This window comes from Neobacillus rhizosphaerae (assembly GCF_937468385.1).
Taxonomy (GTDB): domain Bacteria; phylum Bacillota; class Bacilli; order Bacillales; family Cytobacillaceae; genus Neobacillus; species Neobacillus rhizosphaerae.
In genome coordinates, this window is record NZ_CALBWS010000041.1 from 25402 (window position 1) to 42551 (window position 17150).

Consider the following 17150-nt stretch of genomic DNA (forward strand, 5'->3'; position numbering starts at 1 on the left):
GAGGAGCTTTCATGGCTGAAAGAAGCTCTAGATGAAGGATGACAGAAAGCTAATCCGGAGTGCAGCTAACCACTGCCGTTTGCCAGCGTTAAGGGCATTTTTGAGAGATGGATACAGTTTTTTGTTTCCATAATCAGGGTGGTACCGCGAGACAAGCTCTCGTCCCTGCTATAGGGATGAGGGCTTTTTTGTATGCTTTTTTACAATTAAAGGAGGGTCTAAACGATGAAAAACTTAACTGGGTCACAAATTCGCAAGATGTTTTTACAGTTTTTTAATGAAGAAAAAGGACACACGATTGAACCAAGTGCACCACTGGTCCCGCATGATGATCCATCGTTATTGTGGATTAACAGTGGAGTGGCAACCTTAAAGAAATATTTTGATGGCCGTGTCGTTCCTGACAATCCAAGAATCACCAATGCGCAAAAATCAATCAGAACGAATGATATCGAGAATGTCGGCAAAACAGCGCGCCATCATACATTTTTTGAGATGCTTGGTAACTTTTCCATCGGAGAATATTTCAAAAAAGAAGCGATTGAGTGGGCATGGGAGTTTTTAACCGCTGAAAAGTGGATTGGCTGGGATCCAGAGCGTTTGTCCGTTACCGTCCACCCAGAGGATCATGAAGCCTATGAAATTTGGCATCAAACCATTGGTCTTCCAGAGGAACGGATTATCCGTCTTGAAGGAAACTTCTGGGATATTGGTGAAGGTCCAAGCGGCCCAAATACTGAAATTTTCTACGACCGCGGTCCGGAGTATGGGGATGATTCATCAGATCCTGAACTATACCCAGGCGGTGAAAACGAGCGTTACCTGGAAGTGTGGAACCTTGTATTTTCACAATTTAACCATAACCCTGATGGCACCTATACACCGCTGCCTAAGAAGAATATTGATACGGGAATGGGATTAGAGCGGATGGCGTCTGTCGTTCAAAATGTTCCCACCAATTTTGATACCGATTTATTTATCCCGATCATTCGGGCAACAGAAGAAATTTCCGGAGAAAAATATGGCACCAATAAAGAATTCGATGTAGCCTTCAAAGTCATTGCCGACCATATTCGTACGGTAGCCTTTGCAGTCGGCGACGGGGCGTTGCCATCAAATGAAGGCCGTGGCTATGTATTGCGCCGCTTGTTGCGCCGTGCTGTCCGTTACGCCAAACAAATTAATATCAATCGTCCGTTTATGTTTGAACTCGTTCCTGTCGTAGGAGGAATCATGAATGACTTCTATCCAGAAGTAAAGGACAAAACTGATTTTATTCAAAAGGTTATTAAGAATGAAGAAGAGCGTTTCCATGAAACCCTTCATGAAGGCTTAGCTATTTTAGCAAGTGTTATCAAGAAGGAAAAAGAAAAAGCCAGTAATACCATCACTGGTGCCGATGTGTTCCGTCTTTATGACACCTATGGTTTCCCAGTAGAATTAACCGAAGAATATGCAGAAGAAGAGGGCATGAAGGTTGATAATAAAGGCTTCGAAGTAGAAATGGAGCAGCAACGTGAACGAGCACGAAGAGCCCGGCAAGATGTCGATTCGATGCAGGTTCAAGGCGGTGTTCTGCGCGATGTGACTGTTGAAAGTAAGTTTGTCGGCTACGATCAACTTGTGACAAGCTCTACCGTTTTAGCGATCATTAAAAACGGTGGACTAATTGATGAAGCTTCAATTGGTGACGAAGTCCAATTAATTCTTGATGTGACACCATTTTATGCTGAGAGTGGTGGACAAATTGCTGACTTCGGTGTTATCGAAGGCGAAGGTACAAGCATAGCTGTTAAAGATGTCCAAAAGGCACCAAATGGCCAGAATCTTCATCAAGTGGTTGTGCTGAGCGGCAATTTGAAAACAAACCAACAGGTAACAGCAAAGGTCGACGCTACCAATCGGGTGAAGATAATCAAAAACCATACAGCTACCCATTTGCTCCATCAAGCACTTAAAGACGTTCTTGGCGAGCACGTTAACCAAGCAGGATCTCTTGTCGAGCCTGATCGACTTCGTTTTGATTTTTCGCATTTTGGTCAAATAAGTCCAGAAGAACTTGAACAAATCGAAAGAATCGTTAATGAAAAAATCTGGAGAAACATTGAAGTGGACATTAGCTTAAAACCAATTGCTGAAGCAAAAGCACTAGGGGCCATGGCGCTTTTCGGTGAAAAATATGGTGATATTGTCCGTGTTGTAAGGGTTGGCGATTACAGCCTCGAGCTTTGCGGCGGCTGTCACGTTCCAAATACATCCGTGATTGGTTTATTTAAAATTGTTTCTGAGGGTGGAATCGGTGCTGGGACGAGAAGGATTGAAGCAGTAACAGGTGAATCAGCGTACATGTCATTAAATGAGCAAGTAGGTTTGTTAAAGGATGCTGCTGAAAAACTAAAATCGAATCCAAAAGATATCGGTAGCCGTATCGAAAGTTTACTTGTTGAAATGAAACAGCTGCAACGGGAAAATGAATCCCTTGCTTCAAAGCTTGGAAATATTGAAGCTGGGAGCCTCGTTTCTAAAGCAAAGGAAATTGATGGCGTAACCGTCTTAGCAGCGAAGGTTCAAGCTGCCGATATGAATAACTTAAGAAATATGGCTGATGATTTAAAGCAAAAGCTTGGTTCTGTTGTGCTTGTATTGGGTAGCTCCCATGAAGGAAAAGTGAATTTAATTGCAGCAGTGACGAAGGATTTAATCGAAAAAGGCTATCATGCTGGGAAGTTAATAAAAGAAGTAGCCTCTCGATGCGGCGGTGGAGGCGGTGGTCGTCCTGACATGGCCCAAGCTGGCGGGAAAGATCCTGAAAAACTTGATTCAGCACTTCAATTTGTTGAGGATTGGGTAAAATCGGTTTGATAATAGGATAGATTAGTGTAAAATGTAGGTAACGATAACAATTCTCTCCTCTAATAGAAAAGCGAGGTGCGTGAAATGAGTTCATTTGACAAAACGATGCGATTTAATTTTCCTGAAGAGCCTTTTGAACATGATGTAAATGACGTTCTTCTTCAAGTTTATGAAGCACTGCAGGAAAAAGGGTATAATCCGATAAATCAAATAGTCGGCTACCTATTATCTGGAGATCCTGCCTATATTCCACGTCACCGCGATGCTCGTAACATTATTCGTAAGTTGGAGCGCGATGAGATCATTGAGGAATTAGTCAAATCCTATTTAAAAAAGCAGCGAGAGGGTTAAGGAATGCGAGTAATGGGTTTAGATGTAGGCTCAAAGACTGTTGGAGTTGCCGTAAGTGATGAACTTGGGTGGACAGCCCAGGGCCTAAAAACCCTCAAAATCAACGAAGAGAAGAATGAGTTTGGTTTTGAGGAAATTGGTCAATTAATAAAAGAGTATACGGTCGATACGGTGGTCATCGGTCTTCCCAAAAATATGAACGGGACGATTGGTCCACGCGGTGAGGCAAGTCAACAATTTGCAGCTGAAATTGAAAGTAAATTTGCTGTACCTACTGTTTTATGGGACGAGCGGTTAACAACGATGGCAGCAGAACGCGTTTTACTTGAGGCTGATGTAAGCCGAAAAAAGCGTAAGAAGGTTATTGATAAAATGGCAGCAATGATGATTCTCCAAGGTTATCTTGATAGTAAAAATTAATGAGGTGAAGAAATGACACACGAGCACGAACATGATCATGAGGAACGCTATATTACACTTATCGATGAAAACGGCGATGAACAATTATTTGAAATTCTTTTTACATTTGACTCAGATGAGTTTGAAAAGTCCTATGTATTCTTTTATCCAGTAGGAGCGAATGAAGACGAAGAAGAGGAAATTGACATTCTAACGTATGCCTATATTCCTACAGAGGACGGCGGATTCGGTGAGTTAATGGAAATTGAAACCGACGAAGAATGGGACATGGTTGAAGAAGTCTTTAATACCTTCAATGAGGACCAAGAGGAAGAATAGAAGTAAGGGGAACCGGCTATTATGAGGCTGGTTCCTTTTTTTGTGGAGGAATAAATTGACATATTCATGGTTAAATTGACATTTTTCTCACTATATGCTGAAATAATTACGATGTCTAATTTCGCTAACTAGTTAATTTTTTGGAAAAATTAGTGAAAAATATCGTGTTACATTGGTCAGAGGGAAGGGGAAGAAGATGACAACTGACGAAAAAGGCGCAAAAAAAGCTGTAATCCGGCAAAAAATGCTTGAACATCAAAGTGAAGCAAAAATTGTCAGGAAGATTGTTTTAATTATTTCGATTTTAATGCTATTATTCATAGTCGTTATTGGCGGCGGAGGTTATCTCTACATACAATCAGCACTTAAACCACTTGATTCAAAAAGTAAGAGTCAGAAAACAGTTGACATTCCGATTGGCTCAACAGTGACGGGAATTGCTGAAACTTTAGCACAAAACGGAATTATAAAAAATGCAAAGGTGTTTAAATATTATGTAAAGCTTAAAAATGAAGGCGGGTTTATGGCAGGGGAATATCAGCTTAGTCCATCCATGGATGTTCCTGAAATTGTCAGTCGCTTAAAAACGGGCAAGGTTCTCGCAAAGGCTAGTTTAAAAATCACGATTCCAGAAGGGAAGCAGATTAGGGAAATTGCCGCCATCATGGCAAAGGCTACAAATCAAAAGGAAGATGATGTGTTAAATAAATTAAATGATAAAGAGTTTATTAAAACATTAATGATTAAATATCCTGATGTGTTAACCGACGAAATCTTGAATGGTTCCATAAAATATCCACTAGAAGGGTATCTATATCCGGCAACATATCCATTTTACAAGCCGAACCCATCGGTCGAAGAGATGGTCACGGTAATGCTTGACAAAACCCGGACGGTATTAGCGGATTACTCCGAAGTAAGCAAAGATAAAAAGCTGTCAGTCCATCAGTTGTTAACCATGGCTTCTTTAATTGAAGAGGAAGCAACCGTAAAGGCAGACCGTAAAAAAATTGCCAGCGTTTTCTATAATCGTATAAAGAAGGGAATGCCGCTGCAAACGGACCCAACCGTCCTTTATGCGCAAGGAAAGCATAAAGAAAAGGTTCTATATAAGGATTTAGAAGTGAGCTCCCCTTATAATACTTATCAACATACCGGTCTTCCTCCAGGACCGATTGCCAACGCTGGAAAGATTTCTATAGAAGCGGCACTAAATCCTGAGGAAACAGATTATTATTACTTCCTGGCAACAGCTGAAGGTGAGGTTATTTTTACCAAAACATTAGAGGAACATAATCAGGAAAAAGCAAAGCATATTTCCAATAAAAAATAAAACATAAATAAGGGGGGAAAGTTCGCATTCCCCGCTTATTTATGATAAAATGGTACAAGTGTTTTAAAGGTAATCTATAGCGTAACTCACAGTAAGGTAATTTGCGGCATCGTCTGCTCGAAACGTACCCGAGTCGAAATTCATTCAGCTCGTAACGTCCGTATCTGTGAACGCTATTTTTTCATGTCTAAAGAGCATTTTTTGTATGGAAAAGAGGCGGAGCGCCGCAAAAACGAATCAGAATAGCCAAAATGAGTGATAAATATACGTTTTTTACTCTGAATAGATGAAGCTAAAGCCTTGCACACACCGCCTTTATTTAGGTTGGCCCTTCGGATAAGATTTCCAATATCGATGGTGGAACGCTATTTCCGTTTTTTTGATAGATGCTTCTAAAGGATTGAGGTGACGGCAGCTTGTTAAATGAGAAGCTGCATTTTTATATTGAAGGTTTAATTCCAGCTCGAAATCCATTGTTTATGGAAATGGAGAGCTATGCAAAAAAGCATAATGTCCCGATCATGGAGCTTGCAGGAATTGAAACAATGCTGCAATTACTGCGCATTCACCGTTCAAAAAAAATTCTTGAGGTTGGAACCGCGATTGGTTATTCAGCTTTAAGGATGGCAAGTGCAATTCCAGAAACGCATATCGTTACAATTGAGCGTGACGAGGAACGAATGAACCTTGCCAAAGAATTTATCCAACGTTCCGGGAATGGTGAGCAAATTGCCTTAATCGAAGGGGATGCGCTAGAGGTTGAAGAAACAGTAAGTGGATATGCCCCGTATGATGCAATCTTTATTGATGCAGCTAAAGGTCAATATAAAAAGTTCTTTGAAATATATGCTAAATATCTTACTGAAGACGGAATGATTATTACCGACAATGTTTTGTTTAAAGGACTTGTTGCCGAAACAGAAATTGAATCAAAGAGAACCCGAAATCTAGTGAAGAAAATTGATGGATTTAACCGCTGGTTAATGAATCATCCGGACTATGATTCCGTGATTCTTCCTGTTGGGGACGGGGTTGCAATCAGCAAAAGAAGAGGTGGGAGGAAATGAAGAAGCCTGAAATACTTGTTACACCATTGACAGTAAATGATATTTTACCTTTAGCAGAAGCGGGAGCAGATGCGTTTGTCATTGGTGAGCAGAGATATGGTTTACGGCTTGCAGGGGAATTTAACCGCGTAGATGTCCAAAAGTCGGTTGAACTGGCCCATTCCAAAGGAAAAAAAGTTTATCTCGCCATGAACGCGATTTTTCATAATGAGAAAATTGCTGAATTGAGTGAGTATATTCAATTTGCAGCGGCGGCTTCAGTGGATGCCATCATTTTTGGCGATCCGGCTGTATTAATGATAGCAAAAGAAGTGGCTCCTGATATGAAGCTTCATTGGAGTACTGAGACAACCGGAACGAACTGGTACACTTGCAACTATTGGGGCAGAAAAGGGGCAAAAAGAGCGGTTCTAGCACGTGAAATTAATATGGATGCAATTGTGGAAATAAAGGAAAATGCAGAAGTAGAAATTGAAGTGCTCGTTCACGGTATGAGCTGTATGTTCCAATCAAAGCGTTCATTGCTTGGTAACTATTATGAGTACCAAGGAAAAGTCATGGAAGTCGAAAATCGCAAGATGCAAAAAAATATGTTCTTACACGATAAAGAACGTGAAAACAAATATCCGATTTTTGAAGATGAAAATGGCACCCATATTATGAGTCCGAATGATATTTGTATCATTGATGAGCTGCAAGATATGTTAGAAGCCGGGGTTGATTCTTTTAAAATTGATGGGATTTTAAAGAGCCCGGAATATATTTTAGCTGTGACAAAAGCGTATCGGGAGGCCATTGATTTATTTTTTGAAGATGCAGACGCTTATGATGATAAAAAAGGCGAACTGTTAGCGACCATCGAGGAAATTCAGCCAGCTAATCGCTCGTTGGATACGGGATTCTTTTTCAAAGAAACAGTATATTAAGAGGGAGGAGTTCAATCGTGAATACAGTAAAAGATAAAATTTCTGAGATGATCGACGGAAAACGTGTCATTGTCAAGAAGCCTGAACTCCTTGCTCCAGCAGGCAATCTTGAAAAATTGAAAATCGCTGTTCAATATGGTGCAGATGCCGTATTTATTGGCGGCCAAGAATATGGCCTTCGTTCAAATGCTGATAACTTTACATTTGAAGAAATGAAAGAAGGTGCACGGTTCGCCAAAGATTACGGTGCAAGGATTTATGTTACAACCAACATTTTTGCCCATAATGAAAATATCGAAGGCTTAGAGGAATATATCCTTGGTTTAAAGGAGACGGGGATAGCGGGAATTATTGTCGCAGACCCGCTTATTATTGAAACTTGTCGCCGCCTCGCACCAGAGATTGAAATCCATATAAGTACACAGCAATCACTGTCAAACTGGAAAGCTGCTCAATTTTGGAAAGAGGATGGGGCAGAACGTGTGGTTCTAGCACGTGAGGTTAGTGCAGAAGAAATCAGAGAAATGAAAGAAAAGGTGGATATAGAAATTGAAACCTTTATTCATGGCGCTATGTGTATTGCCTATTCTGGTCGCTGTACCTTGAGTAATCATATGACTGCCAGGGACTCAAACCGAGGCGGTTGTTGCCAGTCGTGCCGATGGGATTATGATCTCTACCAATTAGAAGGTAGCGAAAAGGAAGTAGCTCTTCACGATGAAAAGGATGATCCATTCGCGATGAGTCCAAAGGACCTCAATTTAATTAAGGCAATTCCGCAAATGATTGAGCTTGGCATTGACAGTTTAAAAATTGAAGGCCGAATGAAATCGATTCATTACATCGCAACGGTCGTAAGTGTTTATCGTAAAGTGATTGACACCTATTGTGCGGATCCAGAGAATTTTGTGATTAAGCAAGAATGGTTAGAGGAACTTGATAAATGTGCCAACCGGGAAACAGCACCGGCATTTTTTGAAGGGGTTCCAGGGTATAAAGAGCAAATGTTTGGTAATCATAGCAAGAAGACAAAGTTTGAATTTGTCGGTCTTGTCTTGGATTATAACGAGGAAACACAAATGGTAACACTGCAGCAGCGAAACCATTTTAAACCAGGAGAAGAAGTGGAATTCTTCGGACCGGAAATTCAAAACTTTACTCATGTGATTGATAAAATTTGGGATGAAAAAGGTAATGAACTGGATGCAGCTAGACATCCACTTCAAATTGTACAATTTAAATTGGACAAACCGGTATACCCTAACAACATGATGCGAAAGGAGAACTAGAAAGATGCGCAAACCAGTTGTTATAGGTGTAACGGGCGGCTCAGGCTCCGGAAAAACCAGTGTAACAAACGCTATTTATGAAAGTTTGAAAGATCATTCCATTTTGGTGCTTGAGCAGGATTATTATTATAAGGATCAGCATGATGTGCCCTTCGAGGAACGATTGAAAACAAATTATGATCACCCACTTGCATTTGACAATGATTTACTCATTGAACATATTGAGAAGCTTTTACGTTATGAAGCAATTGACAAACCGGTTTATGATTATGCCATCCATACCCGTTCAGACAAAGTCATTCCGATAGAACCGCAGGATGTAATTATTTTAGAAGGAATCTTAGTACTCGAGGACGAGCGTCTCCGCAATTTAATGGACATTAAATTGTACGTCGATACCGACGCCGATTTAAGAATCATCCGTCGCATGACGCGTGACATAAGCGAACGCGGTCGGACGTTTGATTCCGTTATCGACCAATATCTAAATGTGGTCCGTCCAATGCATAATCAGTTTATTGAACCAACGAAGCGTTATGCTGATGTGATTATTCCAGAAGGCGGCCAAAACCATGTTGCCATCGATATAATGGTCACAAAAATTCAAACAATTCTTGAACAAAAATCATTTTTGTGACACAATAGCAAAGAAAAGCTTATTTAATATTATTTTATTGCGCGCCCTGATTCAAGGACGCGCTGCTATGTATTTATGTTAAATGACATTAATACCTACATATACTACATACACAAGTCTATTCGAGGATTGTGAAGACTAGAAGGAGTGAGGATTTTGGCTACAGAGAAAGTATTTCCAATGACACAAGCAGGAAAAGACAAATTAGTCCAAGAGCTTGAGTATTTAAAATCAGTGAAACGTAAAGAAGTGGTGGAAAGAATTAAAATCGCGCGAAGCTTCGGTGACTTATCTGAAAACTCTGAGTATGATTCCGCGAAAGAAGAGCAGGCATTTGTAGAAGGCCGAATTACAACTTTAGAAAATATGGTTCGCAATGCCAAAATTATTGCTGAAAGCGAAATTGTCGGTGACTCTGTTATTTTAGGTAGATCCGTTACCTTTGTTGAACTTCCAGATGGTGATGAAGAAACGTATACGATCGTTGGGAGTGCCGAGGCAGATCCATTTGAAGGAAAGATTTCAAATGACTCGCCGATTGCCAAGAGCCTGTTAGGAAAAAAAGTAGGCGATCAAGTCTCTGTTCAAACGCCTGGCGGTGAAATGAGCGTTCGAATCGTTAATATTAAATAATTGTCTTTATAACTTTCATTTGAATCATTGTTTGAAATTAGCAAACCTCGTCAAAACTTTTGACGAGGTGTTTTTTATGTGGAGAAGACGGGCGATTGCATGGTTATTTATTTGTATAACAGGTTTGCTATTGCTTTTAATACGTTTAATGCAAATCCAATTGATTGAGACAGAGACCTTTTCTAAGCATAATGTGAATTTACTCGAGGAAAGTGTCAAACAAAGAACCCAAGAGCTGGTAATTGATAATGGCAGGGGGAATTTCCTTGATCGAAACGGGGACATGCTGACGTACAAGAGGGTGTCTGTCCTTGTCCTGTTTCCATTTTTAAAAAAAATCGATTGGGAGATCAAGAAGGTGTCTGAAATTTCCGGGATACCGGCTCATGCACTTCAAATGGCTGTAGAAACGACAAAGAAGCCGTTTGCTTTTGGTGATCCTGACCCTCGTGAACTGACCACATCACAAATGGAAAGAATCAATGCCTTGAAAATACCTGGTGTGTTTGCGATTGAAAAAAAGTTTGAACGTGCCGAGGTACCGGCGGAGCAGTTACTCGGCTTGACAGGAGAAAACCCGGGGGAATTAAAGAAACGCTATCCGAATAAAGAACTTTCGGAGAAAACGCTTCTGGGTGTCTCTGGGCTTGAAGAAAGCTTTGATGAATTCTTGCTTCCTGAAGGGAAATCCAAGCTTGTTTACCATGTAGATGGCTCTGGTGCACCACTATTCGGAATCAACGTTAAGTATATTGACCCAGCCAATCCATTTTATCCTGTGAATGTTCGGACAACGATAGATAAAACTATACAGCAAAAAGCAGAGGATTTAGTTGATCAGTATCAAATTAAAAAAGGCGGGCTAGTACTCCTTGATATTGAGAACAATAGTGTGCTGGCGATAGTTTCACGGCCAGCGATTAATAAGAAGGATCCATACAGTGGGTCAGGAATTACAAATAAAATGTTGAAACAGCAAATCATGGGCTCGGTTTTTAAAACCGTAGTTGCCGCTGCTGCTATCGATCATAATCTTGACAGCCCTACTCGACTTTTTGATTGCAGTAAAAAAATTAACGGGAAACCAGAATTAAGATACGATTATGGGATGCTAGATTTTACGAATAGCTTTGCGAGAAGTTGCAATCGTACATTTGGGGAGCTGGCTAAAGAGATACAAAGAATTGACCTTCACCTTTTAGAGGATTATGCCGCCAAATTATCTTTGACCGGCACTAATGGCTGGCAGGGGGATGTCTATCATACAAGCCATTTCAAGCAACTTGCTGATGAAGATAAGGGCAGAGTATTTTTATCTGATGAGGCGAGAAAGGATGCGAATTTTGTGGCGATGTCCGGAATTGGCCAGAATGAAGTTCGGGCTACTCCTTTAGCTGTCGCCAATATGATGGCGACGATTGCGAGAGGAGGTAAAAAGGAAATGGTCAGAGCGGTAGGGAAAATTGAGTATAAAAACGGTACAACGATGGTTGATTTCCCCAAGCAAAGCTTAAAGGGTGAGACCATTTCTCCTTATACCGCAATGAAACTGCAGAAATTGCTGCGTGAAGTCGTGCTAAACCCCAATGGCACGGGTAGATGGTTTAAGGATTTACCATACGAGGTGGCAGGGAAATCTGGTACAGCAGAAACGGGAAAATATGAAGATGGCAAGCAATTGCATAATAAATGGTTTGCTGGTTATTTTCCTTATCAACATCCTAAATATGCTTTGGTGGCTGTTAATTTGGATGTGTTAGATTCGGAGGGTGGAGTTAATTTGCTGTTTGCCGATATAGTTAATATGCTGTATGAAAACAATCATACGAATGAACAGTGAAAAGGGTTTTCCCTTCAAGTTCTCAGAAAATCATGGTAGAATATTGAGAGCATTATTTATTGTCTAGCGCAAGTAGCCATGAAGCTTGGACTCATAAGCCAATCGGCTTCGGAAGGCAAAAAGCACGCCTTCTATCAGCACTTGTCTGATACTGGTAGCCCCTGAACAAGGCGCTTCCACATTTCTAGTTAGGGAGGAATATAAAATTGAGTAATGATTTTAATTCTAGTTCTCGTTCCGGATACCGTGCGAAAAGGAAAAAAACGAATATCTTCTTAAATAGTTTAATCGTTATTGTGCTGCTATTAATTATTTTTGTCGCATACAATATTTTTGCTTCAGGCAGTGATGAAAAGGCAGCACCAAAGAAACAAGAGCCTAAAACAGAGCAAAAGAAAACGGTACAAAAAGAGGATCAGGATAAGAAAAAAAATGATGACGTCAAAAATGATGACGTCAAAAAGGATGACAACGCTTCAGATGCTGCAACTTCGGGAGACCAATCAAGTGAAGAAGCTTCCACTCCTGAAAAGGCCGACGATTCACAGGCAATGGTGTCAACTGGAGGCAGCTCTTCGAATGTGTTAAAAACCATCGAAAATCCGAGCTGGAAGCCTGTTGGTACTACTCAAACTGGTGATCATACTCCTGTTTATAATGGAGTCGATTGGAATGAGATGCTGAATGCCATTTCCTATGCAACCGGACTTGACCAAGGAAATATGTCGGTTTTTTGGTTGGGCAGTGACAAATCTACGACGAATGCAGCTATTGGAACAGTCTTCTCTAAAGATAAACAGCAAAAGTATAAAGTCTATATCAAATGGGTGGATGGCCAAGGCTGGATGCCTACGAAAGTGGAAGAACTAGCAGAACTTCAAAAATAAATGAGAGGATGGGTCAGAGATGGCCCATCCTCATATTTTTTTTAAGTGGGATTTCATGCCATTGATAAGTGAATCAATAGATCCCCCCTGGTCAAAGTGATCCTATTTCTTTTTAAAATGAACAACAGCCGTAAAGTAAGTTTGTCCATTTTCATTAACATGCATTTGGTGAGATACGGAATGGACTCCAAGCAAGATCGCTCTGTTCTCATCAATTTGAGTTTCAATCTTTTTTTGTAATGCTTTAAGATTATTGGCCTCGAAGAACTCCACTTTATCCTCAATCAAATCAAATTGAAAATTCATCTAATATCATCCTTTCCATAATTCCATTTTAGTTATTTCCTTCTATACTAGCAACGGATTTGAATAAAAGTGTGAACTATGATAACATAATTTCGGACTTATTCATAGTATACTTATAGGAATTATATACTTAGGTTTGAGGAGTGAAATTATGGGAAGGGAATTTCTTGAAATCTTTGAAGAGTGGGCTGATTCATATGATGAGACCGTCGTTGGTCATGATATCGAATATAAAGAAGTATTTTCAAATTATCAGCAAATATTAGAGGCGGTAGCAGCCAGGTCAATTGGTCATGTGGTTGAATTTGGTGTTGGTACGGGAAACCTAACGAATAAGCTGATAGCAAACGGCTTAAGGGTTACTGGAATTGAGCCTTCTCCTTCAATGAGAAAAATTGCCGAAGAAAAGCTTGGCGGTAAAGCAGTGCTTCTTGATGGTGACTTTCTTCTTTTTCCACAAGTAAAAAATATAGAAACCTTTGTCAGTACGTATGCTTTCCACCATTTAACCGATGATGAAAAAGCGGACGCAATTACTTGCTATAGCAAGCACCTTTTAAAAGGTGGTAAAATAGTGTTTGCGGATACGATGTTTGAATCCGCGGAAGATTATAAACAGCAAATCGTAAAAGCAAAACTTGAAGGCTTTCATAACCTGGCAAAAGATTTGGAAACTGAATATTATACAACGATTCCATTTTTAAGAAATACTTTGGAAGAAAACAGTTTTAGTGTTACCTTTACTCGCTTCAACGATTTTGTCTGGTTAATGGAAGGCGTAAAACAGTAAGAAAAGCGAAAGCGACCGTTTAAGGCACGACAGGAGTGGACCGCTCTGCATGTGATAAAGGAAACACGAAGTGCGCAAGCGAATCGATGTTGACTTATTGTAAGGAGGAGAGGACCAATACACTAGTCGCTGGGAGCTGAAGCAAGACAGTCATCGAAGTTTAATGATTAAATTATTAAATTAGTAGAAAGAGGTCAAATCAATGAAAATCGCTATCATCGGAGCAATGGAAGAAGAAGTTACTTTACTAAGAAACAATATCGAGGACAGAACTCAAGAAGAAGTGGCAGGCTGCGAATTTACGTTTGGAAAAATGCATGGAGCGGATGTAATTCTGCTGCGTTCAGGGATTGGTAAAGTTAACGCGGCCATGTCTACCACGATTCTGCTTGAGAAATATAAACCTGATTACATCATTAATACCGGATCAGCGGGAGGTTTTAATCCATCACTTAATGTAGGGGATGCCGTTATTTCAACTGAGGTGCGCCATCATGACGTAGATGTTACCGCATTTGGTTATGAGTATGGTCAAGTACCACAGCTTCCGGCTGCGTTTTTAGCTGATGAAAAATTAATGGCAGTTGCAGAAACAGCTTCAAACGAACTAGAAAACTTCCAAATTGTGAAGGGTTTAATTGTTACGGGAGATTCTTTCATGGAAGACCCAGTCCGTGTCGATTTTGTTCGGTCGAAATTTAAAGATTTACAGGCAGTTGAAATGGAAGCTGCTGCTATCGCGCAAGTGGCTCATCGCTTTGGAGTTCCTTTTGTCATTATTCGTTCGCTTTCTGACATCGCTGGAAAAGAATCAGAAATTTCGTTTGATCAATTTATTGACAAAGCAGCCACAAATTCAGCTACTTTAGTTATGAAAATGGTGGCAGCGATACGTTAGGTTAACAGGGGTGGAGAAATGAAGGTCTACAAGAATGTTCATGAATTAATTGGGTACACACCAATCGTTGAATTGACGCAGTTTCCCTTGCCCATGGGGGTTCGTATTTTTGCAAAACTGGAGTTCATGAATCCTGGGGGAAGTGTTAAAGACAGGCTTGGAATGGAACTGTTACGTGAGGCATTTTCGAGTGGGAAACTTCGACCTGGCGGGACGGTCATTGAGCCTACTGCCGGAAATACTGGGATTGGTTTAGCGCTTGCTGCGATAAATAAAGGTGTTCAGGTGATTTTCTGTGTGCCTGAAAAGTTCAGCATGGAAAAGCAGGAAATCATGAAAGCACTTGGGGCGAAAATTGTTCATACACCAACGGAGCAAGGAATTAAGGGAGCGATTGCTAAAGCAGAGGAACTGCTTAAAGAAATTCCCGCTTCCTATTGTCCACAGCAATTTGCCAACCCCACTAATCCTGCTACCTATTATAAAACACTAGGACCAGAACTCTGGGATCAACTAGATGGCGACATAGATGTTTTTGTTGCAGGGGCAGGTTCAGGCGGTACGTTCATGGGAACTGCCCGTTATTTGAAAGAACAAAAGAAACAGCTAAAAACAGTCATTGTTGAGCCTGAAGGATCTATTTTAAATGGCGGTGCATCAGGTCCCCATAAAACAGAAGGGATCGGAATGGAATTTTTGCCACCGTTTATGGAACCTGACTACTTTGATGCCATTCACACCATTGCGGATGATGATGCCTTTCACCTCGTTAAAGAGTTAGCCGCTAAAGAGGGGTTGCTTGTCGGCAGTTCTTCTGGTGCAGCTTTTTATGCGGCCCTCAAAGAGGCTGAAACAGCAACGGCAGGTACAAACATCGTAGTTATTTTTCCAGATGGCAGTGAACGTTATTTAAGCAAAAAAATCTTTGAGGGGGGTGTTTAGGATGAAAAGAAAGACGAAATTGATTCATGGCGGCATTAGTGAAGATCCAGCAACAGGTGCTGTGTCTTTCCCTATTTATCAAGTAAGTACGTATAAACAGGAGGGTGTCGGTGGCCATAAAGGTTTCGAATATTCTCGCACTGGTAATCCAACAAGACATGCACTTGAGGAGCTTATTAAGGACATTGAGGGCGGTAAAGCTGGATTTGCCTTTGGCTCGGGGATGGCGGCGATTACCGCTGTTATTATGCTATTTAACAGTGGCGATCACGTGATCTTAACTGATGATGTTTACGGTGGAACATTCCGAGTCATGACTAAGGTGTTGAATCGTTTCGGAATTGATTCAACATTTGTTGATACAAGCAATTTGGACAAAATTAAGAGTGAAATCAGACCAAATACAAAAGCGATTTATTTAGAAACACCGACAAATCCACTTTTAAAAATTACTGATATTGAAGCGGTGGCCAAACTTGCTAAAGAACATGAGCTTTTAACCATTGTCGATAACACGTTCTCGACTCCATACTGGCAAAATCCGCTTGAGTTAGGTGCCGATATCGTCCTACATAGTGCGACGAAATACATCGGCGGTCATAGTGATGTTGTGGCGGGATTAGTTGTTGTCAACAGCGACAAGTTAGCCGAGGACCTTCATTTCGTGCAAAACTCGACTGGAGGAGTTTTAGGGCCGCAGGATTCGTGGTTACTCATCAGGGGTATTAAGACATTAGGTATTCGAATGGAAGAAACGGAAGCTAATACTAAGGCAATTGTTGAATTTTTACAAGGTCATGATCAGGTGAAAAAGGTATTTTACCCTGGTATTGAATCACATCCTAATCATTCCATTGCTAAGAAACAAGCGAGAGGCTTTGGCGGTATGGTTTCGTTCGATGTTGGAAGTGCCGAAAATACAGACCGATTACTAAGTAAAGTAAAATATTTTACTTTAGCTGAAAGCCTTGGTGCAGTAGAAAGCTTGATTTCTGTTCCGGCAAGAATGACCCATGCTTCGATTCCGGCAGAACGACGGGCAGAATTAGGCATCACAGACGGCTTGGTTCGTATATCCGTTGGACTTGAGGACATCGAAGATTTAATTGAGGACTTAACCCAGGCATTAAAATAGTGGGAAACGGTGTCAGGCACCATGTGAATTTTTCACATGGTGCCTGACACCTTTTCTAATATTTACATACTGTTTACCGCTCTTTTCTGTAGTAAACTAGTTTAGTAGTCTAAAAGAAAAGCGGGTGATAAGAAGTGAAGCAACAAACGAAAGTGCTGTTTGAAAAAATGGTTGATTATAAACGTTTCGGAACTGTCTTATTGTCTGTCGGTATCGTTTTCTTTCTAGGTATAATCATTCCATTTGAAGCGAAAAGTGAAATGGATGTAAATATTATGATTCTTTCCTCGATGTCCTTCTTAGCTGTATCGATATTATTGTTTATTCAGTCAAAGCAATCCCAGCTCAAGCTACAAGAAATGGAAGTTGACGAGGATTTTTTCATGAAGAAATAGGTGATCCCCAAAAAACTATCATGAGCCTCAACTCCCAACCCAACCATGGAAATAAATTTAGAGAACAAGCCGTAGTCACCTAATAAAGGCGGTGAGAGCAGAGCTAGACTTCACATCTTTCGTCTAGTGA

At 40.6% G+C, this 17150-nt stretch carries 18 protein-coding genes; 17 read left to right on the forward strand and 1 reads right to left on the reverse strand.

Annotation, left to right across the window (positions count from 1 at the left end; all coding sequences use genetic code 11):
• Window positions 1-225: 225 nt before the first annotated feature.
• The 12 genes from alaS (at window position 226) to M5A78_RS22195 (ending at window position 12554) form a co-directional block, all read left to right on the forward strand.
• Window positions 226-2862 carry an alanine--tRNA ligase gene (alaS, locus tag M5A78_RS22140; protein WP_248737454.1) on the forward strand — a complete coding sequence of 879 codons (2637 nt, stop codon included), beginning with the start codon at window positions 226-228 and terminating at the stop codon, window positions 2860-2862.
• 75 nt (window positions 2863-2937) lie between these two features.
• Window positions 2938-3204 carry an IreB family regulatory phosphoprotein gene (locus tag M5A78_RS22145; protein ID WP_248737455.1) on the forward strand — a complete coding sequence of 89 codons (267 nt, stop codon included), beginning with the start codon at window positions 2938-2940 and terminating at the stop codon, window positions 3202-3204.
• Window positions 3205-3207: 3 nt separating this feature from the next.
• The gene (gene ruvX / locus M5A78_RS22150; protein ID WP_248737456.1) at window positions 3208-3624 is read left to right on the forward strand and encodes a Holliday junction resolvase RuvX; all 417 of its coding nucleotides are present in this window, start codon (window positions 3208-3210) and stop codon (window positions 3622-3624) included.
• 12 nt (window positions 3625-3636) lie between these two features.
• Window positions 3637-3942 (forward strand): DUF1292 domain-containing protein, encoded by a 306-nt coding sequence (locus M5A78_RS22155; protein ID WP_248737457.1) that lies wholly within the window; start codon window positions 3637-3639, stop codon window positions 3940-3942.
• Between the two features lie 196 nt (window positions 3943-4138).
• On the forward strand, window positions 4139-5275 hold the full coding sequence (mltG, locus tag M5A78_RS22160) for an endolytic transglycosylase MltG (RefSeq protein ID WP_248737458.1): 1137 nt from the start codon (window positions 4139-4141) through the stop codon (window positions 5273-5275).
• A gap of 416 nt (window positions 5276-5691) precedes the next feature.
• Window positions 5692-6342 carry an O-methyltransferase gene (locus M5A78_RS22165; RefSeq protein ID WP_248737459.1) on the forward strand — a complete coding sequence of 217 codons (651 nt, stop codon included), beginning with the start codon at window positions 5692-5694 and terminating at the stop codon, window positions 6340-6342.
• Complete coding sequence (locus M5A78_RS22170; RefSeq protein WP_248737460.1) at window positions 6339-7268, forward strand: peptidase U32 family protein; 930 nt, start codon at window positions 6339-6341, stop codon at window positions 7266-7268. The genes M5A78_RS22165 and M5A78_RS22170 overlap by 4 nt, the downstream gene beginning before the upstream one ends.
• A gap of 47 nt (window positions 7269-7315) precedes the next feature.
• Window positions 7316-8557 carry a peptidase U32 family protein gene (locus tag M5A78_RS22175; RefSeq protein ID WP_312474021.1) on the forward strand — a complete coding sequence of 414 codons (1242 nt, stop codon included), beginning with the start codon at window positions 7316-7318 and terminating at the stop codon, window positions 8555-8557.
• A gap of 4 nt (window positions 8558-8561) precedes the next feature.
• Window positions 8562-9194: a uridine kinase gene (gene udk, locus M5A78_RS22180; RefSeq protein ID WP_248737462.1), complete on the forward strand. Its 633-nt coding sequence runs from the start codon at window positions 8562-8564 to the stop codon at window positions 9192-9194.
• A 156-nt stretch (window positions 9195-9350) separates the two neighbouring features.
• Window positions 9351-9827, forward strand: a complete 477-nt coding sequence (gene greA / locus M5A78_RS22185) for a transcription elongation factor GreA (protein WP_248737463.1) — start codon at window positions 9351-9353, stop codon at window positions 9825-9827.
• Between the two features lie 76 nt (window positions 9828-9903).
• Window positions 9904-11667, forward strand: a complete 1764-nt coding sequence (locus tag M5A78_RS22190; RefSeq protein ID WP_248737464.1) for a peptidoglycan D,D-transpeptidase FtsI family protein — start codon at window positions 9904-9906, stop codon at window positions 11665-11667.
• 206 nt (window positions 11668-11873) lie between these two features.
• Complete coding sequence (locus M5A78_RS22195; RefSeq protein ID WP_248737465.1) at window positions 11874-12554, forward strand: YrrS family protein; 681 nt, start codon at window positions 11874-11876, stop codon at window positions 12552-12554.
• A 102-nt stretch (window positions 12555-12656) separates the two neighbouring features.
• On the opposite strand, the gene M5A78_RS22200 is transcribed toward M5A78_RS22195, so the two are convergent.
• Window positions 12657-12860, reverse strand: coding sequence for a DUF2536 family protein (locus M5A78_RS22200; RefSeq protein ID WP_248737466.1), 204 nt, complete (start codon window positions 12858-12860; stop codon window positions 12657-12659).
• A 151-nt stretch (window positions 12861-13011) separates the two neighbouring features.
• Between M5A78_RS22200 and M5A78_RS22205 the strand changes: the two genes are divergently transcribed.
• The 5 genes from M5A78_RS22205 to M5A78_RS22225 all read left to right on the forward strand — a co-directional run bounded on the left by M5A78_RS22205 (window position 13012) and on the right by M5A78_RS22225 (window position 17020).
• Window positions 13012-13650, forward strand: coding sequence for a class I SAM-dependent DNA methyltransferase (locus M5A78_RS22205; RefSeq protein WP_248737467.1), 639 nt, complete (start codon window positions 13012-13014; stop codon window positions 13648-13650).
• Window positions 13651-13852: 202 nt separating this feature from the next.
• Window positions 13853-14548, forward strand: coding sequence for a 5'-methylthioadenosine/S-adenosylhomocysteine nucleosidase (gene mtnN, locus M5A78_RS22210; protein WP_248737468.1), 696 nt, complete (start codon window positions 13853-13855; stop codon window positions 14546-14548).
• A gap of 18 nt (window positions 14549-14566) precedes the next feature.
• Window positions 14567-15490, forward strand: coding sequence for a PLP-dependent cysteine synthase family protein (locus M5A78_RS22215; protein ID WP_248737469.1), 924 nt, complete (start codon window positions 14567-14569; stop codon window positions 15488-15490).
• A gap of 1 nt (window position 15491) precedes the next feature.
• Window positions 15492-16625: a bifunctional cystathionine gamma-lyase/homocysteine desulfhydrase gene (locus M5A78_RS22220; RefSeq protein WP_248737470.1), complete on the forward strand. Its 1134-nt coding sequence runs from the start codon at window positions 15492-15494 to the stop codon at window positions 16623-16625.
• A 134-nt stretch (window positions 16626-16759) separates the two neighbouring features.
• Window positions 16760-17020 carry a YrhC family protein gene (locus M5A78_RS22225; protein ID WP_248737471.1) on the forward strand — a complete coding sequence of 87 codons (261 nt, stop codon included), beginning with the start codon at window positions 16760-16762 and terminating at the stop codon, window positions 17018-17020.
• Window positions 17021-17150: the final 130 nt, after the last annotated feature.